This window comes from Microcoleus sp. Pol11C3 (assembly GCF_036701485.1).
Lineage (GTDB): Bacteria > Cyanobacteriota > Cyanobacteriia > Cyanobacteriales > Microcoleaceae > Microcoleus.
Window position 1 is genome coordinate 1 of record NZ_JAUBQW010000076.1, and the last position, 21,567, is coordinate 21,567.

The 21,567-nt window shown below is 47.3% G+C and carries 19 protein-coding genes and 1 tRNA gene; 6 read left to right on the plus strand and 14 right to left on the minus strand.

The genetic code is table 11. From position 1 onward, the window contains the following. The 8 genes from QUA40_RS29050 to QUA40_RS17525 form a co-directional block, all read right to left on the minus strand. Positions 1–51 (minus strand): IS630 transposase-related protein (locus QUA40_RS29050; protein WP_445301159.1); only part of this gene is annotated, 51 nt, incomplete at its 3' end. 177 nt (positions 52–228) lie between these two features. Further along, positions 229–302 (minus strand) — tRNA-Val (locus tag QUA40_RS17495). Positions 303–388: 86 nt separating this feature from the next. Beyond that, on the minus strand, positions 389–2,395 hold the full coding sequence (locus tag QUA40_RS17500) for a serine/threonine-protein kinase (protein WP_333128007.1): 2,007 nt from the start codon (positions 2,393–2,395) through the stop codon (positions 389–391). Between the two features lie 258 nt (positions 2,396–2,653). Further along, positions 2,654–3,100 carry an SRPBCC family protein gene (locus tag QUA40_RS17505; RefSeq protein WP_333128009.1) on the minus strand — a complete coding sequence of 149 codons (447 nt, stop codon included), beginning with the start codon at positions 3,098–3,100 and terminating at the stop codon, positions 2,654–2,656. A 370-nt stretch (positions 3,101–3,470) separates the two neighbouring features. Next, positions 3,471–4,907 (minus strand): 9,9'-di-cis-zeta-carotene desaturase, encoded by a 1,437-nt coding sequence (zds, locus tag QUA40_RS17510; RefSeq protein WP_333128011.1) that lies wholly within the window; start codon positions 4,905–4,907, stop codon positions 3,471–3,473. Between the two features lie 62 nt (positions 4,908–4,969). Next, positions 4,970–5,341, minus strand: coding sequence for a type II toxin-antitoxin system PemK/MazF family toxin (locus QUA40_RS17515; protein WP_333128013.1), 372 nt, complete (start codon positions 5,339–5,341; stop codon positions 4,970–4,972). Continuing rightward, complete coding sequence (locus QUA40_RS17520; protein ID WP_333128016.1) at positions 5,331–5,585, minus strand: hypothetical protein; 255 nt, start codon at positions 5,583–5,585, stop codon at positions 5,331–5,333. Before QUA40_RS17520 ends, QUA40_RS17515 begins: the two co-directional genes overlap by 11 nt. A 143-nt stretch (positions 5,586–5,728) precedes the next feature. Further along, positions 5,729–7,384 carry a DUF6930 domain-containing protein gene (locus QUA40_RS17525; protein WP_333128019.1) on the minus strand — a complete coding sequence of 552 codons (1,656 nt, stop codon included), beginning with the start codon at positions 7,382–7,384 and terminating at the stop codon, positions 5,729–5,731. A 157-nt stretch (positions 7,385–7,541) separates the two neighbouring features. Between QUA40_RS17525 and QUA40_RS17530 the strand changes: the two genes are divergently transcribed. The 3 genes from QUA40_RS17530 (at position 7,542) to QUA40_RS17540 (ending at position 8,794) form a co-directional block, all read left to right on the plus strand. Beyond that, complete coding sequence (locus tag QUA40_RS17530; RefSeq protein ID WP_333128021.1) at positions 7,542–7,895, plus strand: iron-sulfur cluster assembly accessory protein; 354 nt, start codon at positions 7,542–7,544, stop codon at positions 7,893–7,895. Between the two features lie 87 nt (positions 7,896–7,982). Further along, complete coding sequence (locus QUA40_RS17535) at positions 7,983–8,399, plus strand: tetratricopeptide repeat protein (RefSeq protein ID WP_333128023.1); 417 nt, start codon at positions 7,983–7,985, stop codon at positions 8,397–8,399. Between the two features lie 197 nt (positions 8,400–8,596). Continuing rightward, positions 8,597–8,794 (plus strand): hypothetical protein, encoded by a 198-nt coding sequence (locus QUA40_RS17540; RefSeq protein WP_006632682.1) that lies wholly within the window; start codon positions 8,597–8,599, stop codon positions 8,792–8,794. 158 nt (positions 8,795–8,952) lie between these two features. Here QUA40_RS17540 and QUA40_RS17545 read toward each other — a convergent pair whose 3' ends face one another. Next, entirely contained in the window at positions 8,953–10,584 is a 1,632-nt protein-coding gene (locus tag QUA40_RS17545; protein WP_333128025.1) for a DUF3352 domain-containing protein, read from the minus strand. A gap of 148 nt (positions 10,585–10,732) precedes the next feature. Here QUA40_RS17545 and thyD point away from each other — a divergent pair, with 148 nt between their 5' ends. Then, positions 10,733–11,659, plus strand: coding sequence for a thylakoid membrane protein ThyD (gene thyD / locus QUA40_RS17550; RefSeq protein WP_333128027.1), 927 nt, complete (start codon positions 10,733–10,735; stop codon positions 11,657–11,659). A gap of 174 nt (positions 11,660–11,833) precedes the next feature. On the opposite strand, the gene QUA40_RS17555 is transcribed toward thyD, so the two are convergent. The 3 genes from QUA40_RS17555 to QUA40_RS17565 form a co-directional block, all read right to left on the minus strand. Beyond that, a complete protein-coding gene (locus QUA40_RS17555) occupies positions 11,834–14,845 on the minus strand; it encodes a COR domain-containing protein (protein ID WP_333128029.1) in 3,012 nt (1,003 codons plus the stop codon). 323 nt (positions 14,846–15,168) lie between these two features. Then, on the minus strand, positions 15,169–16,110 hold the full coding sequence (locus tag QUA40_RS17560; protein WP_333128055.1) for a glutathione S-transferase family protein: 942 nt from the start codon (positions 16,108–16,110) through the stop codon (positions 15,169–15,171). Between the two features lie 208 nt (positions 16,111–16,318). Continuing rightward, on the minus strand, positions 16,319–17,221 hold the full coding sequence (locus tag QUA40_RS17565) for a hypothetical protein (RefSeq protein ID WP_333128031.1): 903 nt from the start codon (positions 17,219–17,221) through the stop codon (positions 16,319–16,321). A 332-nt stretch (positions 17,222–17,553) separates the two neighbouring features. On the opposite strand from QUA40_RS17565, the gene QUA40_RS17570 reads away from it, so the two are divergent. Continuing rightward, entirely contained in the window at positions 17,554–18,489 is a 936-nt protein-coding gene (locus QUA40_RS17570) for a class I SAM-dependent methyltransferase (RefSeq protein ID WP_333128033.1), read from the plus strand. A 303-nt stretch (positions 18,490–18,792) separates the two neighbouring features. Beyond that, positions 18,793–19,116 carry a hypothetical protein gene (locus QUA40_RS17575; RefSeq protein ID WP_333128035.1) on the plus strand — a complete coding sequence of 108 codons (324 nt, stop codon included), beginning with the start codon at positions 18,793–18,795 and terminating at the stop codon, positions 19,114–19,116. A gap of 33 nt (positions 19,117–19,149) precedes the next feature. Here the strand turns inward: QUA40_RS17575 and QUA40_RS17580 are convergent, their stop codons facing one another. Both QUA40_RS17580 and QUA40_RS17585 read right to left on the minus strand, forming a co-directional pair. Next, a complete protein-coding gene (locus QUA40_RS17580; protein ID WP_333128037.1) occupies positions 19,150–20,502 on the minus strand; it encodes a cytochrome P450 in 1,353 nt (450 codons plus the stop codon). A 123-nt stretch (positions 20,503–20,625) separates the two neighbouring features. Further along, positions 20,626–21,549 (minus strand): methylated-DNA--[protein]-cysteine S-methyltransferase, encoded by a 924-nt coding sequence (locus QUA40_RS17585; RefSeq protein WP_333128039.1) that lies wholly within the window; start codon positions 21,547–21,549, stop codon positions 20,626–20,628. Between the last annotated feature and the right edge of the window lie 18 nt (positions 21,550–21,567).

Consider the following 21,567-nt stretch of genomic DNA (forward strand, 5'->3'; position numbering starts at 1 on the left):
ATTTTCCACATAATTGACTATTTTTTGTCTTAAGTCTAGACTGTAAGCCATTTTTTTCTAATTAACTATTTTTATCGATTTTATCATGATCTTACCTCTGTCTCACATTTATTTGAAATGACTATAATGTCTGGGATTGTCACTTATTGTCACCCCTGATTGAGAATACTATAGCAGCCCATTAGGTTATAGAAAACTCAAAACCCGCCTAGAAAGCGGGTTTTGGGATGGACACAACTGGACTCGAACCAGTGACCCCTACGATGTCAACGTAGTGCTCTAACCAACTGAGCTATGCGTCCTCACGAATTCCTAATTTAGCACGGCCTTCGATCGCCTGTCAAGCATAAATATGAGATTTTTTAAGCGGGCACTCTTGACATCGCCCCTAATGCCCAATCCCTCGCCAAATCTTCACAGTTCGATCGCCCGCACCGCTAGCCAAACTCCCCCCATCAGAACTAAACGCCACCGACAAAACCTCCCCCCCGTGGCCCGTAAGAATTTCCAGCAAACCCCCCGTACCCGCATCCCACAAATAAATCGTGCCATCCCGACTCCCCGTCGCCAAAACCCGAGCATCGGGACTCAACGCCACACACAAAACATCCCCAGAATTGTCCCTCATACTCCGCAACAGCGTCCCTTGCCCCTGTGCATCCACCCGCCACAGCTTCGCCGTACCATCCCGACTCCCCGTCGCCAAAACCGATCCCCCCCCAGCCCCCCCTTGAGAAAGGGGGGAGATAGAAGAAGAAGTCGCAGCAAACACGATCGCCCGCACCCAATCCCCGTGCTCGGCCAGAGTACAAATCGATCGACCATTTTGCCAATCCCACAACTGCACAGTCTTGTCCCGACTGCCACTCGCCAAAAACTCCCCGCCAGCACTAAAAGCCACCGCCTCCACCCCGCCAGCGTGACCAGTCAAAGCCGACATCCGCCTTCCCTTATTCAAATTCCACAACTGCACAGTTTTGTCCCGACTGCCGCTAGCCAAAACCTGACCATCCCGACTAAACGCCACAGCAGAAACCCTGTCAGAATGACCAGCCAAAGCGTACCACCACTTACCCTTATTCAAATCCCAAATATGAATCATTTTGTCCCGGCCGCCACTAGCCAAACTCGCGCCATCAGGACTAAACGCCACACAAGTCACCCAGTCAGAATGACCCGTGAGAGTGTACCACCGCTTACCCGCGTCCAACTTCCACATCTCAATCGTCTTGTCCTCACTGCCGCTAGCTAAAGTCGCGCCATCAGGACTGAAAGCTACCGACGTAACAGCATTAGAATGCCCTACCAGAGTATGAACACACCTCCAAGTAGGCGCGCGTGCGGGTACAACCCGCTGCATCGGCGGCACAGGTATGATTGTGCCTGCAAGCGTTGGCGGCACTGCATTCTGCACCACCGGCGTCCTCTGTGGCACGGGAATTGTAGGCACGGGTAGGGGCGGTGCCCCCGTGCCCGCCCCCGCCGACTGCTGCGGCTGCAAATCTTTCAATACCTCAGCTACAGATTTGTAGCGCCGACTGAGACTCGATTCGATCATTTTGTCGAGGATGCGACTTAATTTCGGATCAATTTGAACCTTCAAAAAGTCTCGCCAAACCCAAACATCTTGATTAATATCAAACAAATCAAAAGGAGATATTTGAGTTAGCAAATAAATGCAAGTTACTCCCAAACTATACAAATCACTGGCATAAACCGCTTGACCTCTAATTTGTTCCGGCGCCACGAATTCGGGAGAACCAATGACTGTACCAGTTTCTCTCAAACCCTCCACAACTTTTGCAGCGCCAAAATCAACTAAAACTAATTCCCCGGTTAATGCTGGGTAAGTATAAATGATGGGAGTTTTAGAAATGCGGCGCCGGATAATGTTGGGGGGTTTAATATCTCGGTGAATTACACTGCGATCGTGCACAAACTGCAATACTGGCAATAAATCCTTCAGCAGACTGAGAATCTGACTTTCGCTGAAAGGCCCAGTCCGCGCCAACTCTTCCTGTAAATTCTGACCTTCTATAAATTCCTGTACCAAATACTGATAGCGTTCCTGCTGAAAGTGCGCCAGCAGTTCGGGAATTTGCGGGTGTTTCCCCAACTCGTCCAGCCGCACCGCTTCTCGGTTGAATAATTCTGCTGCTTTTTCGCTGCTGCTGGTACCTTGCGATAGCGGGAAAAACTGTTTAATTGCACAGCGCGGTTTTGAGGGTTTGTCTTGGTCTATTGCTAAAAAAGTGCGGCCGAAACCGCCGCGCCCGAGGGGTTTGATGGCGCGGTAACGCTCTCTCAGCAACAGTTTTGAGCCGCAATTCAGGCAGAATTGGGTAGTATCGGCATTTTGCGGGTTTTGACAGGCGGGGTTTAGACAGTAACTCATAACTGAACCGAGAAGGAATCAGCAGCATCTCTATATGATACTGAGGCAAAAGGCCGATCGACTCTCGCGTTACAATTATAATCCTGGACGCACGGATGCCCAGAAACCGGGTTTTTAACCAAAATATTTGCTTAAAACTTTCAATCTCGGTTCAAAAACCCGGTTTCTTTGTTCGGGTGCCTAAGTGCTAAATAGAAATTAAATGACTGAAATCCTTACTACAAACTGGTTAGTAGTCATGACTTTAGTCCTCATAATTTAAGATGTCGCTTTCACTTCCAGAGCATACTCTTTAAACCTTTCCAAGTCAGCCATAAGAGTCGATTCAACTACTCGCGCTAGAAATGAATTGTCCATCAATTTTGCCAGCCAGCCGGGAACTCCATAAGCTACCGTCAGTTTGACAATGCTGCTGTTTTTGCGATCGTAAAATCTGATCGCACCCCGATTTGGCAAACCGTCTACCGATTCCCACTGAATTATCTGATTCGGCACTACTTTGAGAATCCGAGAAAGCCAGCTAAATTCTAACCCGCCAGTTGCGAGTTTCCAGCGCGACAATTCCGGGTTGTCTTCGAGAATGCTAACTGATTCGATCCACTTCATCCAGCGCGGCATTTGCTCTAAGTCTGACCAGAGTTGCCACGCTAATTCGATGGGAATTGCTACTTCTACTTGGACGCTGTGTTCTAACCAATCAGTCATGCGATTTTAGATTTTAGATTTTAGATTTTAGATTTTAGATTTCTCATTTGTTGTCAAGTCTCGATCCCCCTAAATCCCCCTTAATAAGCTACGGTGTACACACAAGTCGAGTTGGAAATCAAAGGTCGTCAAAGTCATGGAAATTTATGTTTTTAATCCTTGATTTTCCGTTAACTATTATCAATAAATTACAACTATTGATAACGGACTTGCCGTTCTAAAAACCTTGCCTACTAAGGCTTGTGTCTGAGTAGACAAGGTTTTGAGGAGTTGTGTGTACACGGTAGCTTAATAAGGGGGACTTTGAGAAGAATCTTGTCCCCCCCTTATTAAGGGGGGTTAGGGGGGATCGAATCGAGAAGACTAATGACTAATGGCTGTAAGCTTCGAGAATTGCCTTAGCCGCTTGATGACCTGAAAGTGTCGCTCCTTCCATGCTATCAATGTAGTCTTGCTGAGTGTAACTTCCTGCTAGAAAGAAATTGGCGATCGGCGTTTTTTGAGCAGGGCGGAAAACATCCATTCCCGGTGCTTCGCGATACAAAGATTGAGCGAGCTTAACTACACTGTACCAAGTCATGTTTAATTCCCGCGCTGACGGGAATAAATCCTGAACTTGCTTAAGTACGTGTTGGGCGATCGCCTCATTGCTTTGTTTAATAAACGGATCTCCCGGTGTCAGCACCAACTGCAACAGCGAACCTTGTCCTTCTTGATAATAATCCTTGGGACTTGTCAGTGCCAAATCTGCAAAACAAGAAAAATCGGCATCTGCTGAATATAGCAAATTATCGATTCCTACAGCGTGGCTCAACTGTTTACGCTTGGCTTCGTCTTCCAGTTCCGTTACCCAGCCGTCGAACCGCAATTGTACAGTCGCCACCGGCACCGCATCTAATTTATAAATGTTGTCAAATTCCGACCATTTGCGCCAAGCTGGGGGCAATATTTTCTGAATTCCTGGCACATCTAATGCAAACACATAAGCATCGGCGGTAATAGTTTCTTCCGTTTCGCCGCTAGCTATTGCCAAACCAGTTACGTGAGTTTCTGCACCTTCTTGAAACTGAATTTCTCGAACTCGGCGCCGCGTGTGGATTTTCGTTCCTTTGCTTTCCAAATATTCCACAATTGGTTTGTGCAAATATTCGTTGGGAGAACCGGCTAGCATCCGCATCACAGAGGCTTCAGTTTTCGATGCAAAGAATTGGAAGATTGTCAACATACACCGGGCAGAAATATTTTCAGTGTCGATAAAACCCAGTGCGTAGGCGATCGGATTCCACATTCTTTTGAGCGAGTTTTGGTTGCCACCTTGACTGCGGAACCAGTCAGCAAAGCTAACTTTATCCAAATCGCGGATAGTTTTCATTGCCCCGTCAAAGTCTATCAAACCTCGGACGATCGGGCTAGTTCCCAGGGCGATCGCATTTTGAATTTTGTCTTGTACGGATAGCTGAGATGTCGTGAAAAACGCCTTCAAACCGTGCAAAGGAGCACCCACGGGAAAGCGAAAATCTAAAGAACCTGTTTCGCCGCCTCGATTAATAAAAGTGTGGACGTGTTCTTTGAGGAGCAAATCGTCAAATGCTCCCACTTTTTTCATGAGGGCAAATAAGTTATAATAACAGCCGAAGAAGACGTGCAAACCCATTTCAACGTGATTGCCGTCGGGATCTACCCAACTGCCGACTTTGCCGCCGACAAAGGGGCGGGATTCAAAAATTTCTACTTCGTGGCCAGCATCCACTAAATCGACTGCTGTGGTCATTCCAGCCAGTCCCGCACCTGCGATCGCAACCCGCATTTTACCTATCCTTTACAGTATTTTTACAAATTGTAACAAAATTTAGAATATTAGAAATATTATTAAAGTTCGTAAATGCCGATCGACACTTGTATAGCCCTCTGAATTCTTGCCAAAGACACAGCACTAATTTGACCGTAAGGGCCTTGTTCTAGAAATGTGTGTCGCAAAGCAGAAACGTTTTCACATACAGCTAGAGAATCAGCTTGCAATCCGCCCTCACCTGCAGGAATCAATACACGAGTAGGATTTTCTACTCCTTGCCGGTTACTGGTGAAAGGAACAACAATTACAGAATCGGTCCACTCATTGCGGATATCGGGAGAAACCACAACTACAGGTCTTTTTTTGGTATCTCCTAACTGACGCAAAGCCCTTGAAAGGTAAATCTCACCTTGGTGGGGATAAGTTTTCGCTGTTGAGTTAGAGTCCATCGCTGCTCCATGTTTCTTCTATCTGTTCCTCTACCAAATTAAACCACTCTTTTTCATCCTCAATATCTTCTTGGCTGCGGTTTTGATAAAACTTCCGCAACTTATCTTCTATTTGCTTAGCGTACCAGAGACGGAGAGCTTGTTCGATCGCCTCCGTCCAATTATCAGTAAGCTGGTCTATTTTCTCCGCGAATTCAGCATCAAGGGCGACTAACACTTCTCGCTTTTGAGTAGAATTTGACATAATCATTTTCCTTAATAATTTAAAAACTATGGTGCGCTGCGGCGCACCTTACAAATTACTTTTACCTCTTTCTTCTCAAAACAGTTAACAGTCAACAGTCAACAGTTAACAGTCAACAGTCAACAGTCAACAGTCAACTAACTTCAAAACATCGGCATCAACTGAAGCCGCCCAATTCCCAAGTCTTTAGCAGACACCCAGCGCACCTCCAGCAAAGCGATCATATCCTTAAACTGAGGCTGACCGCGAGAAGCACCCATCAACCCTTTAGCAATAATTAAACCGCACCAACCGTTGGTTGATTTACAGCGGCGATCCCACTTTTTGCGAGCTTCCTGATGCACCGGATCGTCTTCATTAAACTCCCCAAACAAATACAGCTCCCCATTTTTAGTTTGCAAAATACCCAAGTCGTATTGCTCATCCTGAAAAGGATTTTCGCCCGGATTAAAACCAATCCCCTTCACGCCTCCCGCTTCTTTCAAATCCTGAATCATAGTTTTTGCCTTCGGATGAGAAGTTTGAATCATCACCACCGGCAAACCATCTCCGGCGGTATTAATATCAATTTCTGCACCTTGGTGAAACTGCACACTTTCGCGCAGGAACTCTACCGTTTCCCAAGGTACGGCGCCGAGACTCAAGAATGAATTTTGCGGCACCAAATCGTCCCGCAGCAGTGGCTTTTCAAATTCATCATCGTCATCACCGTCATCATCGTCATCATCACCGAGCATCTGTAATAATTCGTCTGACACCTCCGGCATCGTTGAAACTTTAACGGATACCTGTTGAATTTCTCCGTCAGACTGCGGAACTGGGATGCGGTAGCGGCTGCTAAGACTGGGAAAAGTGTCTGATTCCAATTTCCGCCGGCCGTTGCGGAAAAAGCGATGAAATGCTTCGAGAGCAACTAACATCGTGAGGGCTTCTTCTTCGTAAAGAATCGATCGCAATCCTTCTAAAGGATGTAGGTTGCCGAAATTGGGTTCAATTTCCGATGGAGGCAAATCGGCTAAATCAATTTCTTCGTCGTCGTCGTCCTCATCAATATCGGTGGCACTTTCAAAGGTGAGAAACAAACAGTCTTGCCCTAAAAAAGCCTGTTCTAAATCTTCAAAAGATTCATCATTATTGACGACTCGTTCTCGAAACCGCTTCAAGGATTCTAGAGAACGGTAAAGTAAAACTCCGTAATCCATTCTGCCTTGCCCCAATACGGACACGTAGAGGCTGGCGACATCCCACTGATTGATTTCAATAGATATAATTTGGTGTTCGCTCAAAGTCCGCCATGGAGCATCTTGCCAAATTTGAGCAGCTTTTTCCATTAAAACTTCAGCATACTGAGGGGGCAACTCAGGAGGTCTGTTGATCGCGACCTCTTCCATGCCGCGAAATATTTCGTCAATTAAGGGCAATTCCGGCACGTAGTCAATGGAAATGCCTAAATCTTGAAGTACGCCCCGCAGATAAAATTGAATTTCTCGGTTTTTGACTACTATTTTTTGGGGCCGACCTACGGGAGCCGGACTTTGGGGATGTTCCATTGCCCGTAGCAGGGCCCGGACGATCGCCTCTGGGCCGGCATCTGGGCCTACCATGTCCATAGCCCTCACGACGCCTTCAGAACCGTCCACCCAGAGAATGCACTCGCCACCAGCTTCTAGAACGTCATCGTCATCTAGCATCATGTGCGAGTCAGCATTAGATAAGGGTCGGCGATCGCCCTCCCACACGCTGGGAATTTGAGGTAAGTTTTGTAGCCGACGAAGAGTAGTGCGATTCAGCGCTGCCATAGAGTAAGCCCGTTGGGTGAAGCATGGTTGCGGTGCCGGTAGCCGGTCAACCGCTGCTTATCAATCATAAACCCTCAACAGCCGAAGCTCCAGCAGTCCTGTACAATAAGTGAATAAGAGAAACTCTTAGCATTGAATAGTATCAGGAGTTCGGAAAATGACTCAAGCCACTTCACAAAAGCGGGGCATTCAAATGACGGACTCCGCAGTCCGTCAAGTTTTAAGCCTCAGAGAAAAACAAGGCAAAGACCTCTGTTTGCGCGTAGGAGTGCGGCAGGGTGGCTGTTCTGGTATGTCCTACGTGATGGATTTCGCAGACCCTAGCACTGTCAAATCAGACGATGAAGTGTTCGACTACGACGGTTTTCAGGTAGTTTGCGATCGCAAGAGCATTCTTTATCTGTACGGTTTGGTTCTCGACTTCAGCGATGCTATGATCGGGGGCGGCTTTCAGTTTACTAACCCCAACGCAACTCAAACTTGCGGTTGTGGCAGTTCTTTTTCTACATAAATCGGAAAAGAGGGCATGGGGCAGAAAGTTGTTAACTGCCCCATGCCCTTTTTTGTGCAACATCCCAAATCAAAAATCTAAAATCGAATGACCCCTGAAGAATTGTTTAAAGACGGTTTCGATCGCTACCAAGCTGGCGAAGCCCCTGCTAATCTGATTCCCGTGTTTAAAGAAGTGTGCGAGAAAGCTCCCAAAAATGGCAATGCCTGGGCTAGCCTCGCGTGGCTCTACCTCTTGGAAAATAAGCCCGCACCGGCTCAAAAGGCCGCGAAAACCGCCGTTAAATTGAACCCTCATGACCCCCAAGCTCGCATCAACCTAGCAGTGGCGATCCTCGACCTCAAAGAGAAAGGAGTGCGCCCCCACGTAGAAATCGCTCAGCAAATCCTGATGGCTTCCGAAGAGTTGCTGGACGAAGTTAAAAAAAATTTTGAAGAAGGATTAAACAGAAAACCGGACTGGAAAAGTCTCGCCCGCGTTAAACAGTGGCTTTTTGAACCCTAGCCACGCAAACAAGCCGATTTGTGGGCGGGGATCGAGGAAATCGGCTTTGCGGTTTATTACGATGTCGTAATAAATCAATAAATAACTTTATGGAAAACTCAGAAAGTCAGTGCTAGTATTTGAAAACTTAGACGATTCACAAATCCGCTCAGCGGTTTTCAGATTTTACTACGATAATACTAGGAGTTGTAAAAAGCATGAGCACTGACAGCCACGTTAACATCAAACCCGCAACCCGCAACCACAAAGGTTTCTTTATTCAGCCAGCTTCTTACAAGTTGATGAGCATTGATAAGTCCGGTTGGGCATTGATTTGCATGGACAAAGCAGTTTGTCATTATGTAGATCCGGATGATTTGCAATTGCCCAATAAATCAGGAATGTCTGAAGGTTAATTCTGAAGTTTTGAGAGACTTTAAGATGCTTTATTTGAGTAGCTGCCCTCGATTGAGGGCAGCATCTTTTTTTGGTCAGGAAAAACTCCGGCCACGAAGCCGTGTACGGGATTTAAGGGATAGAAGGATAGAAGGAAAAATTACCGATTAAAAATTACCTAATTGTTAGATTTCAAGGCAAAAAGCATCTCCAACTCAGCAGTTGTCGGTTGCGTAGAAGCTGTGGATACGCTAACTCCTCGGAGAGAATTGAGCAATTCAGCGGCGGGCGGCGAAACTAAATTTGGCTGTACTGCGAGCAAATATTGGTTAGCCCAAGACATGGTTTTTTCCATATCTATGTAAAAGTAACCTTGGTTGGCGCGCGGTAAAGAAGTAGCGATCGCCTGAAAACTCGGACTGCTGCTTAACGGCTGGGGCGGTGTCGAAGTAATCACATCGACTAAAGGGCCACCGAAAGCTACAAACACAGAATTTTCATTCAGCCAACCGTGCCCGAATAAAGTGCCTTGCTGCGGTATTTGCCACTCTGTCACCTCTTTGCCTTGAACGGTTCTAGGGGCGACGCTGACTGTAGGATTGCTTTTGGCGATCGCATCGAGTTTTTTCAGGGTTGCTTCTGCAGCAGGGCGATCGCTCGTTTCAAAAATCATCGCCGCCCCCATGCCCAACTGAGACAAAATCCCTTGATTGGAACCGATCGCCCCGATCGCAAATTCTCCGTTCATCCAACCAAAAACATCACGATCCGCATCCAAATCCAACCGTTTAAAACTATCCCTCACCTGCTGAACTCCCCTGTCAACTTCCGGGCTATCTTTTGCCTGGGCGGTTGCTTGCGACCAAATTTTATCGATTCCCTTCCCGCCGACTAAAGCAATAGTTTCTTCCGGGAATCTGGGCAACAATTTCGATGCGAATTGTGGATTTTGCTGAACTAATTTAGGGTCTAACTGAGCAATAGTTTTTACCCTCAATCCCTCACTATCCGCTCCAATTCCGGCTACCAAAGACTTAACTTGTTTGAACTGCGAAAACAGTGTCCAAGGCAACTGAATATCTGCGGGCAAATTAGCTTTCAATTGCTCAATTGCAGCAGGATAGTCAGCAATATAAACAGTTGCGATGGGATTCTTGACACCAGCACTCTCTGCAAAAAACTTAGTTGTGCTCTGCTGCGTAGCGAGGGAGGGTTCTCCTTTAAAAGTATCGATCGCCAATTCCACAGGCTTTTTCAAAGGAGCCATCACTAATTGGTCGTTCAGCAAAGCCACACTGTAGCGCTTGCCAGTTGGCTCTGCAATCTCAAAAATTTTAACTCCTTTATACTCGGTTTCTTGAGTAGTTGCACCGGGCTGAGATTTTAATTTATTAGCAAAATTCCAAGCGCTAATTTTATTTTTGACGCTGACTACAACCAGCAGCTTAGGAGGCTCGGTTTTCGCAGCAGCATCAGGGGGCAGCAAAGCGACCATCACCCCCCCTAACCAAGGCTTTAAGTCCCTGTCAAAGTCGATTTGAGTGCCTGCCAAGCTTTGTTCTTGAAAGGTCTTCAAACCCTGACCCATCAACTTTTGAGCCCCTGGCGTGCCAAATCGCTGCAGCTTTGACAACGCTTGGGGATTGGGGGAGATAAACGCGGCCATCATTGCTTCGTCGGGCACAACTTTGGCGCTGTCTTGAGGGTTGGATACTTGTTGGCTCAAACCCTGGAAGTAAAAGTAGACCGCAGCGCTACCTGCTGCGACGATGGAGGCAGCAATTAGAAGCTTTGATTTTTTTGCAGGCATGGTTTGTGTTCCTCGTGTCCTTTATCAGTTTAATGAAAATACACTTGGCTTGTGGGGAGGCGATCGAGGCTGCTGTTTATTTTTGTATAATTCAAAACAAGTTTGGACGATCGTCTAAACTGCTAGAACTGTGCATTATTGGTAAAAGATGAAAGTAGCGATCGCGGGAGCAACGGGATTTGTAGGTAGCCGGCTGGTGGAGAAGCTGCAAGCTGCGGGACATCAAGTAGTGGTTTTGAGCAGGGATGCGGCGAAGGCTGGCCGAGTTTTTCCGGCTTCAGCTTATCCGAATTTGGAAGTTGTCGCCTACACTCCGGCGTCGTCTGGTGATTGGCAAAAGTCGATCGCCGGCTGCGATGGTGTTGTCAATTTAGCAGGGGTTCCGATTGCCGAGGAAAGGTGGACGGAGGCGCGCCAGCAAGCAATTCTGGACAGTCGCAGACTGACGACGGCAAAATTGGTGGAGGCGATCGTCAATGCTAATCCTAGACCATCTGTGTTTGTTAGCGCATCGGCGATCGGCTATTACGGAACCAGCGAAACCGCTGAATTTGACGAAACGAGCCTCGCGGGAAACGATTTTTTAGCAGCAGTTTGCAAAGACTGGGAAGCAGCAGCCCAACCTGCAAAAAATGCGGGAACGCGGCTAGCAATTTTGCGGCTGGGGATAGTTTTGGGAATGGGAGGCGCGTTGGCAAAAATGCTGCCACCTTTTAAACTATTTGCAGGCGGGCCGATTGGGACAGGAAAACAGTGGTTTTCTTGGGTTCATCGCGAGGATGTGGTTGATTTAATTTTGTACGCTTTGCAAAATTCGCAAGTTGAAGGTGTTTTGAATGCGACAGCACCGAATCCGGTGCGGATGAATGAATTGTGTCAAACTTTAGGGGAAGTTTTGCAGCGGCCTTCTTGGTTGCCGGTGCCAAGTTTTGCTTTAGAAATGCTGTTGGGAGACGGAGCAAAAGTTGTTTTGGAAGGGCAAAAAGTGTTGCCGAAAAAAACTTTAGCTAGTGGTTTTCAATATCAATATCCGACGCTGAAATTAGCACTCGAAGAGATTTTATCGGGAAGTTAGGAACCTACGGAATAGAACCCGCCGAATAGAATTCGGATGCTCTACAAACAAAGTCCGCCTGCGCGCGCACTCAAAAATTCCTCGTTCCCAGGCAGAGCCTGGGAACGAGGGTAACGAGGGTATTTTTTATTAAAATTATCACACGATCGTAATAATGCTGTCAATATAAAAATATTAATACTCATCTACAAACTGCTCGTGAACCCACAGAAATTCGCGGCGTCTGTTCTGCACCCGTACCAAGCCACCAAAGCCAGGATCTTTTGCTTTTAGCAGGGCGTGTAATTCTCGCAAAATCGAGCCTTGGGCGCGGATGGCTGCTTCGCCCTGTTGCCAATCAGGGGCATCACTTTCGGTAGACAAATTAGTCGCTAAATCGCTTCCTTTTAAGGTAGACTCGATGCTTTTTTGTCCGAAATCGAGTTCTTCTTCAATACCTTTGTAGGTGGCTTCATCTAGCATTAGCTTGGTTGCCGAGGCTGCGACAGGTAAGACTAGACTAAGGGTTCCGGTCAAAATTTTGAGATAGGGGGCTGCTTTGGTAAACCATTCGCGGGACACTTCCAATTCATAAACTCCCTTCTTTTTGTCGTTAGGATTTAAGGCGGGAAGGGGTTGACGAGAGTGTTCGCACCAGAGGGTAATTTGCAATTTTGTACTTATCCATTTTGGGCGATCGAAAAACTTGGGATCGACGGGCTTGAAACTGAACAGGCGCGGGCCATCTTTGGCTTCATCGGTGAGCATTTGCATTAGCGACGCAAATTCCTCATCGATTTGGCTGAGAATCTTGCGCTGATCCTGAGACAATGACTGAAAGCGTTCTTGACCTCGACGATCGAAAATCACTAAATCTTCGCGGATGATTTTTAGCTCGTCTTTGAACATATTTCGGAACTGCTGAATGCCGATTTCTTGCGATGGGGGTTGAGTAGTCGGCGCGTTATTTAGCAGACGATCGATGTTTTGCCATTTACCACAGAGTGAACAGGGATACTCAGGACGATTTTCCTTTTTACTCTCAATTAATTGCTTTACCTCAAATAGCGCGTTTCCCGGCGCATTCTTACCGCAAGGCGTAATGCAGGGAACCATCACATTACATCGCAATCCTTTCCAGAGCTTCTCTACTAGCCATTTAATTTCTTCGGTGAGATAAGACAAAAACCGTTCTGGATAAGCTGCCCGCACGGTAATTTTTACATCAGTGTTAACATATTCCAGCAATGCCCGACCGTTGTAGTCGTTGTCAAGCATCAAACCCCGTTGCCAATGGATACTTTCTTCGTAATTGCAGCGCCCCAGTGAGTATTTGTGCAAGCGCACAATCAACTGGTAAAACAATCCTTCTGCTACTGCAACTTGTCCTCGATCGTCTACAATCCGGCAGATTTGCACTTGTTGTCTGTCTCCGGCTTCCGGTTGCTCTCCCCAATTGGGCAATTCCGGGCGTGTATCGCGTACAAGTTGAGCAATCAAGCTGGTATTGCTGGGTTTAGCTGGGTCGAGCACGACCTGGTAGGACAAATCGAAGTGTTCCATCAGCTTGAGAAAGATGGGATGTAGTTCTTTCTTGTAGCCGTCCTCGCCTGGAAACGGGGGATTACTCCATAATTCGCCCAGATGCTCAAAATCTACTAAACCGTTGCGGCGGCGGGTTGTTTCATCATCGAGTACGAAGCTGATTGCCTTTGCTAGCCAGTCGGGTTTGAGGATGACGATATCCCGCAGTATTGGATCGTAATGGTAATGGATGAAATGCCCCAAGGTATGGGAAATGCGAAGGAAAAGTTCTGCTTGCTCTTTATCGATTCCGTGTTGAGCGCAGATGGCAAGGACATCATCGTAGGGCAGATAGGCTTTGTCGTTTGTCTGCAAGATTTCCCGCACTCGCTGCCACTTGGCGGGAACAGAACGTCCCATTTCGGGAAGAGATGCGGCGGCACTAGCAATCTTTGCTTTTAATTCTGCCAGCCCGGTGCAGGAGTTCTGAAGGTCAGGTTTGCTGTTTACATGGAAAAAACCAAGCACCGTATCGCTGCCGAATCGATCCTGAATTTCCTGTCTGTCAATGTCCGGTTGTCGCTGTCCGGGGCCGCCGTGGGTTGCGACTACTAGCACCTTGGCATCCGGTTCGCGATGCTTGATCAGGGTAATCCACTCTTTGACAAAGCCCTGCTGGGGGCCTTCCCGTGGCTTCCACACTACCAGATACACCGCTGGAGCACTGAAAAACAACTGGTGCGTGGGTCGATAAACCGGTTGACCGCCAAAATCCCAACCATTGAGTGATATGTCTGTGCCACTGTCGGGATGGGTGACGATAACTGGCTTAATTTCAATGCCGTGAGTGGTGGGACGACTTTCTAGCCATTCATCCTCGCGCAATGCGCCCAACAGACAACTCTTGCCCACCTCGCCTTCACCGATCAAAATCAGTTTGGCTTCATTCAGGGTGATTTGTGCTTGTGCTTTTGCCCGCAGGTATTGCAAGACGGCTCCAGTGCCTTGCTCATAGGCAGCCGCGAGGTCAGGATTCAGAGGGTTGTTTTTGAGGTCAAGCAGTTGCAACCTGGTGAGGGATGCGATCGCCTCTGGTAGTTCCCTCAGTTGGTTGTTGTCGAGGTCAAGCACTTGCAACTCGGTGAGGGAGGCGATCTCCTTTGGCAGTTCCCTCAGTTGGTTGTTGTCGAGGTAAAGCTCTCGCAACTCGGTGAGGGAGGCGATCTCCTCTGGCAGTTCCCTCAGTTGGTTGTTTTCGAGGTAAAGCTCTCGCAACTGGGTAAGAGATGCGATCTCCTTTGGCAGTTCCCTCAGTTGGTTGTTGTCGAGGTAAAGCCGTTGCAACTGGGTGAGAGAGGCGATCGCCTCTGGTCGTTCCGTCAGTTGGTTGTATGAGAGGTCAAGCACTTGCAACTGGGTGAGGGATGGGATCTCCTTTGGCAGTTCCCTCAGTTTGTTGTTGTAGAGGTAAAGCACTTGCAACTGGGTGAGGGATGCGATCGCCTCTGGCAGTTCCCTCAGTTGGTTGCTGCCGAGGTTAAGCTTTTGCAACTCGGTGAGGGAGGCGATTGTGTCTGGCAGTTCCCTCAGTTCTAGATCGCTAAGATCGAGTTCTATTGCTCCCTCTTGCCGTGCCTTTTCAATGCGCCGTCGTGCTTCCTGATCGCCCTCAGTTTCTAACATTGCCAATTCCTTGTTTTGATTTTTGTATATAAGTACGATCGCCTTTTGAGATGACTCGGGCGATCGCCAGACATGATTTGATTTTGAATATTGCTTAATCTCACTTCAAAATAACATCAATATTTTGTCGATCGTGACGTTTGAGTAAAGGACAGAATGGAGGGTTTGTTAGAGGGTTAAGGCGAGGCCCAGCCTCTGGGAATGCGTTACCAGGCAGAGGCTGGGAACGAGCTAAACCCGGTTTCTGATGCCCTGCGCGATCGCCCAAATATCCTAGAAACCGGGTTTATGCGATTATTCTGGCATCTTCACGCCCGATTAAGTTAAGAAACCGGGTTTCTGAGCCCTGCGCGATCGTGAGCTTTGAGCAAACTAGCCGGATCGGGCCCAGCCGGGATAATGCAGCCGGGATTCAGCGGGAACAAATTGCCGTAATAATCGCGCTTCACAGCCTCCAAATCGCAAGTGCCAGCAACTCCCGGTAACTGGTACAAATCGCGCAGATAAGCTCCCAAATGCTCGTAATCTTGAATGCGGCGCAGATTGCATTTGAACAAGCTGTAGTAAACGGCATCAAAACGGAATAGAGTAGTAAAAAGCCGCACGTCTGCTAAAGTCACCCGATCGCCACAAAGATAACGGCTCCTCAAGAGCGATCGATCGATCTCGTCTAAAACAGCAAACAATTCACTACAAGCCGAGTCATAAGCAGCTTGAGATTGCGCGAAACCGCAGCGATAAACGCCGTTATTCACCGATTGGTAAATCTTCTCATTCCACTCGTCAATTTGCGATCGCAAATCCAGAGGATAAAGATCCATTTGAGGATTGCTAGCAAACTCGTTAAACTCCGAGTTTAGCATCACAATTATTTCCGAACTCTCGTTATTGACGATCGTCTTTTTCGAGTCATCCCACAGCACCGGCACCGTAGACCGCCCCTGATAGCCCGGTAAAGCCAACTGGTAAAGTTCCGGCATCGTGTTGCAGCCAAAAGTCTCCGACTCCATCACCCACATTCCCCCTTCCGAGGGATAGACAATAGACACGGATATCGCATCTTCCAGCCCTTTGAGCGCCCTCGTCACCAGAGTGCGGTGCGCCCAAGGGCACCCTTTACCCACGAAGAGGCGATACCGTCCCGCAGCGGGCCCGTGAGGGTTGTCTGGTGCAGCGCTGACAAAGTTGCGGAAACTGCTGCTGGGGCGAATGTATGCTCCCGTGCGATCGGGCGGCGCTAGTTTTGACATCATTAATTGCCACATTGATGTCCAGACAAATTTGCCTAGCTTGACTGTTACGGATGAAGGAAGCGATTTGTTTTTCACAATGCGATTAAAAGAGGTTTGCTAAACATAATCTGCTTATTTTAACTCACATTGCCAGGTTTATTCCCTCGTCCCCAGGCTCTGCCTGGGAACGCATATCCAGAGGCTCTGCCTCGCTCTGTTCCCTCACCTGAGAACGAGTTTTCTAGGATCTGCCAGAGGCAATTTCAGCATAAGCTCGATCGATCAATCGGCGAGCAACCGTCTGAATTCCCGTATGTTCGTAATAATTGGTAGTCATGTCTAAAAACGCCGCCACATAATCCAATTTGTCATCGGTAACATCAATGTATTGCTTGAGATGGCCTAAAACTATAGCGGGAGTTAAGCCGCGAGACTGTACTAAATTGTTCATCCAACCTTGGGCTGAGGCGAAAGTTGCTGTCACAAATCCGAACTTTTGTGAATTATTTGCGCCGGGAATTAGGTTGCTGATATTTTGGAATGTTGAGTTTTGCTGCAAGGTTGAAGGATTCAATCCGCCTATAGTATTTTGTGCTACTCGAAGGAAGTCCGGGCCAAGGGGAATTAAACCGTCAGCAGAAACTAAAGCAGCCATCCGCATCAGAGATTCGTCTTTGTAATGGGATAAATAATTAGCAAAGCTTCCCACATTGTCAAGAGAAATATTGTTAAGTTTGCAGAAGGCAATTAGCTCGATCGCCACTTTGACGCACAAGTCGATCGTTTGAGTTGTGTCAGCTTTCGGAGTGAGGCGGTTCAGAAAGGAAAGAAAGCCGATGTTTTCGCCGATTTTATTGGCCATAGCCGTTGCACCTAACGCACTGTCGGCGCTGTCTGCTAACTGGTAAAGCCTGACTACGCCTTGATATGGCTCATTGGGGTTAGCGTAAAGCTCGATCGCGCGATCGCGAATTTTTTCAACTAATTTGCGCTTGGTTTCCCCAGTCACCGCTTGAATAGTATTATCAAAACCCGTTAGATTATTCCACTCCCCCGGAACCACAAAATCGAGCGATTTGAGCATCATCACCGTAATTCCAGAAGACGGCAAATTGTCAACTAATTCCACAATAGATTTGCTCACGACAAACTCCTAAATAGCCTGATTTAAAGTGTTCTATCAAATACTCCAACTTCGGGAAATCAGATTCCAGATTCGTTTGTAAATTCCCCATCACTAAGTAGGTAAGCACAAATAAATATTATACCACCCGATCCATTTTTGCCCTACTTCGATCTTTTTTCTCTTTTCTAACTCTGCCTTCTCTGCGCCCTCTGCGATTCATTAAAAAAAGTCTTTTTCACAAAACATTTGCATTTCAATCGGCATCACAAAGTTAAGTTTCATTATATTGACCACCTCAAAATCGCCCAAACGTGTTAAAATAGAGGGCGCAAAATAGAAAAACCTAAAATATGACTGTTGCAGTTAACAAAACTCCCGGATTAGCCTCGCGTTTAGTAAATGGCGTACTCTCCATCAAGCCTTTGGCTAATCTAGCCAAGCACCAAGCGCGGGAAATGATGATAAAAAGAGCCGAAAAAATCGGAGTGCATTGGCGACAAGAATCCCAAGCACTTTTAGCTCGAAATTGGGATGCAGAATTGCTCAGCGTTCAAAATCCCGATCTTGTTTACCCGAAATATTATCTAACTTCATTCCACGCTTATGAAAAAGGTAATATGAGTTGGGAATCTGCTACAGAAGTTGAAGTTGCCGCCCGTACGGTTCACGCGGGAATTTGGCCGGAAGCGGGTGCAGAAGGCGATGCTAAACTCCGCGCCAGCTATCACGAAGTCATCAAATCTCAAATTGCTTCTTCACCGCAAGATATTGTTGATTTGGGATGCAGCGTGGGAATGAGTACCTTTGCCCTTGGGGATGTTTACCCGGAAGCGAAGATGACTGGGGTAGAGTTGTCCCCTTATTTTTTAGCAGTTGCTAAATACCGTTCTCAACAGCGAGAAGCTGAATCTTTAAATCAAAAATCTCCGACTTGGGTTCACGCTGCTGCTGAATCTACTGGTTTACCGGCGGCGGCTTTTGATTTAGTTTCTATTTGTTTAGTTTGTCACGAATTGCCGCAGAAAGCTACTAGAGAAGTCTTTCGGGAAGCGAGGCGTTTGCTGCGTGTGGGCGGGCATTTGACAATTATGGATATGAATCCTCAGTCGGAAGTTTATGCCAAAATGCCTCCTTATATTTTGACTTTGCTCAAGAGTACGGAGCCTTATTTGGATCAGTATTTTGGGTTGGATATCGAGCAAGCTTTGGTAGATTCCGGTTTTGCACAGCCGACAATCACTTGCAATACAGTCCGACACCGAACTATTGTTGCTGAGGCAATATAGGGGTTTTCAGTAGAGTGAAGTACAGATATCGGGTAGGACACGAGAGTGCTGTGTCTAACGCTGTATTTATTTCATCCGGTTGAAAACTGCTATAAATAGTAAAGTTGCATCGATATTATTCAATGCTTGGGGCGGTGCGTGAGTGTAAATAGTCTAATCTGTGGATTTAAAAATTTATGCGATCGCGCCCCCTACTGATAAATAATTCCGATGCTACCGGATTTGATATGAGACAGCCGTAGGAGCTATTGACAGCGCTATTTGTTACACATTTTGATAGAACCCTAAAAGAAGGACATCATCATGAACCCGACAGCCCCCTCTCAAAACATCCTCGATTGTTTGCAGGTTATCTTGGATGCGACTGCATCGAAAAATTACGAGCTTTTTACCACAGTGGGTGATGGAGGCTACAAAGCGAGCATTACACAAAAAATGTTTGACGATGTTAGCGAGCAGCTCGCTTCACGCCTGCAAAAGGGATATTCAATTACTTATTTTGGTGAGATAAAACAAGGTAATTATCCGATTTATTTGTGGAAGCTGAGTTTTGAAGATGGTGGAGATGAATTTGTGGCACACATGACTATGAATGGAGACAAAGTTGCTGGGATTTTCATCGAATAACATATCTTGCTTGACACGGCGTTTCACTCTCATCTAACGCCGATCGCCCACAACCGTTAATCGAAACCGATCGGGCGGCACAAAGGTGATTCCCCGGCGCGCCGGACGAATTGGCCGATCGAGATTCGATACAAACTCACGCGAAGACAGCACCGTTGCTAAAACGAGCTTCATTTCAAACATCGATAACGCCATCCCGATGCAGCTTCGACTCCCGCCTCCAAACGGTAAAAATTCAGAGGCGGAAAACTTGCGGTCTAAAAAGCGATCGGGATTGAATAGAGCCGGATTTTCGTAGGTTTCAGGGCGACGGTGCGCCAAATAGACACAGGGGATTAAAATCGTTCCCGGTTCATATGTATAGCCTTCGAGTTCGATCGTCCGTTTCACCTTGCGCGGCTGCGAAATTAAGGCAATTGGATAAACCCGCAGCGCTTCTTTGCAGACTGCTGTTAAGTAGGGCGACTGCGAAAGCGCGATCGGATCGGGATTCTCGCCCAATTCATCCAATTCCTTCCGCAACCTAGCAAGGCATTCGGGAAACTGATGCAGCCAGTAAAACGCCCAAGTCAACGCCGATCCAGTCGTTTCATGTCCCAATAACAACAGCGTCATCAACTGATCGCGCAATTCTCGATCGCTGATGGATTCGCCCGTGTCGTCGCGGGCCATCATCAACACCGACAGAATATCCGTGCGAGACGAATCGAGAGAATGCGATCGCCTCTCGGCAATTTCCGCATAAATCAGCGAGTCAATCTCCGCCATCTGCTGCAAAAACTGCCCCCACGGACTCCAAGATCCCAAATTTTGCTGCAACGGTTCAAAGAAAAATTGTATCGAGTACAGCGAGGAGGTAATCGCCTCTAAAAGCTTGCTGAGCAATTGTTTCAGGCGTTCGTAGCGCTCTCCCGGCACTAATCCAAACACGACTTGCAAGATTACTTGCAGCGAAATTTCTGACATTTCTTCGCGGACTGCGATCGCATCTGGGGCTTTCCAGTCGATCGTCTGCTTTTTGGTCAAATCAACAATCAAATGCCCTTGACTGTGCAACTGTTCCCGATGCAGCGCGGGCATTAATAGCTGTCGCTGTCGCAGATGTCGCGACCCTTCATTCATAATTAGGGATTCATTTCCCACCAGCGGGCGAAATACGTTGGTCACTTTGCCAAACTCAAAGGCATCGGCTAACGTGGTAAACACCGCCTGAATGGCTTCTGGACTGCCCAGAAACACCACGGGGGGCGAAGCGGGCCCCAGCACGCGGGCGGTGAATGTATCGCCGTATTTGGCAGAGTTGCGATCAAAAAATGCGATCGGGTCAGCTACCAGCGAAAGCGTTTGGAACAAAGCAGGAGAACGAGATCCGGTAGGCAGCGTCATTGAAAAACTGGCGATACACAATATTTCTAGTGTATTTTGACATACTCCGAAGTCCTCGATCGACCTTGCAGCCTTAAATTTATCTGCGATCGATTGCGAAGGCCAGTAGCAAAAATAGTAATGCTATCGGGCTCGATCGCAAATTGTACGGCTAGCTTCCCAACCTAACATGACTGTTTTACGCTCTAGTCCCCAGCAATAGCCACCGAGTTCTCCAGATTCTCGAATGACTCGGTGACATGGAATTAGATAGCCGATAGGATTGTTACCGATCGCATTTCCTACAGCTCTAGCAGCAGTTGGGCGTGCTACCATTTGAGCTATCGTCTGATAGGTGGCGATCGCGCCAAATGGCAATTTCAAAAGTGCTCGCCAAACTTGAATCTGAAAGTTAGTGCCTTTTACCAAAAGCGTTAGTGGTTTTTGCTCGCTGAGAGTTTCTGAATTGAAAATCACGTCACGCAATGATTGAGTGGCTTGCTGATCACGAATGATTTCAGCGTTTTTCCATGCCAATTGCAGTCTTTGTGCGGCGGCTTTTTCGTCTGTTGTCTCCAAGAAATAAAGATTACAAATACCACGGGTAGTTGTAGCAATTAGAGATGTGCCAAACGGGGTATCATGAATACCATAGCGAATTTGTAAACCTGCTCCGCCTGCTTTGAACTCCCCTGGTGACATTGCTTCCAAGGTGACAAATAAATCGTGCAATCGTCCGGGGCTCGATAGTCTCACGTCCAATGTTAGGTCGAGAAGGCTTTTAGTCTGAGTAATTTTTGACTTGGCATATTCAACTGTCAGATATTGCAAAAACCGCTTGGGGCTAATGCCTGCCCATTGAGTAAATAGCCGTTGAAAATGATATTCACTAAGTCCTATGTGTTGGGCCACAGTTGCCAGATTGGGCTGGTTTAGGTGGTGTTGTCGCATAAAGGCGATCGCCCGAGCAATCCGGTGATAATCTTCGCTAGCATCGACACTCGCATTCTGCATCGAAATCATGTAGTCTAAGTCAAGGGAATTTTGATGTTTCCTCAATTTAGCCATAGACTAGGCTCAAAGCCA

Excerpts from the sequence above, each read along its gene's own strand:
- QUA40_RS17500 (WP_333128007.1), bottom strand. The coding sequence starts at position 2,395 with ATGAGTTACTGTCTAAACCCCGCCTGTCAAAACCCGCAAAATGCCGAT.
- QUA40_RS17585 (WP_333128039.1), bottom strand. The coding sequence starts at position 21,549 with ATGGCTAAATTGAGGAAACATCAAAATTCCCTTGACTTAGACTACATG.
- QUA40_RS17505 (WP_333128009.1), bottom strand. The coding sequence starts at position 3,100 with ATGACTGATTGGTTAGAACACAGCGTCCAAGTAGAAGTAGCAATTCCC.
- QUA40_RS17580 (WP_333128037.1), bottom strand. The coding sequence starts at position 20,502 with ATGACGCTGCCTACCGGATCTCGTTCTCCTGCTTTGTTCCAAACGCTT.
- QUA40_RS17530 (WP_333128021.1), top strand. The coding sequence starts at position 7,542 with ATGACTCAAGCCACTTCACAAAAGCGGGGCATTCAAATGACGGACTCC.
- QUA40_RS17545 (WP_333128025.1), bottom strand. The coding sequence starts at position 10,584 with ATGCCTGCAAAAAAATCAAAGCTTCTAATTGCTGCCTCCATCGTCGCA.
- QUA40_RS17560 (WP_333128055.1), bottom strand. The coding sequence starts at position 16,110 with ATGTGGCAATTAATGATGTCAAAACTAGCGCCGCCCGATCGCACGGGA.
- QUA40_RS17520 (WP_333128016.1), bottom strand. The coding sequence starts at position 5,585 with ATGTCAAATTCTACTCAAAAGCGAGAAGTGTTAGTCGCCCTTGATGCT.
- QUA40_RS17570 (WP_333128033.1), top strand. The coding sequence starts at position 17,554 with ATGACTGTTGCAGTTAACAAAACTCCCGGATTAGCCTCGCGTTTAGTA.
- QUA40_RS17540 (WP_006632682.1), top strand. The coding sequence starts at position 8,597 with ATGAGCACTGACAGCCACGTTAACATCAAACCCGCAACCCGCAACCAC.
- QUA40_RS17575 (WP_333128035.1), top strand. The coding sequence starts at position 18,793 with ATGAACCCGACAGCCCCCTCTCAAAACATCCTCGATTGTTTGCAGGTT.
- QUA40_RS17515 (WP_333128013.1), bottom strand. The coding sequence starts at position 5,341 with ATGGACTCTAACTCAACAGCGAAAACTTATCCCCACCAAGGTGAGATT.
- QUA40_RS17525 (WP_333128019.1), bottom strand. The coding sequence starts at position 7,384 with ATGGCAGCGCTGAATCGCACTACTCTTCGTCGGCTACAAAACTTACCT.
- zds (WP_333128011.1), bottom strand. The coding sequence starts at position 4,907 with ATGCGGGTTGCGATCGCAGGTGCGGGACTGGCTGGAATGACCACAGCA.
- QUA40_RS17535 (WP_333128023.1), top strand. The coding sequence starts at position 7,983 with ATGACCCCTGAAGAATTGTTTAAAGACGGTTTCGATCGCTACCAAGCT.
- QUA40_RS17555 (WP_333128029.1), bottom strand. The coding sequence starts at position 14,845 with ATGTTAGAAACTGAGGGCGATCAGGAAGCACGACGGCGCATTGAAAAG.
- thyD (WP_333128027.1), top strand. The coding sequence starts at position 10,733 with ATGAAAGTAGCGATCGCGGGAGCAACGGGATTTGTAGGTAGCCGGCTG.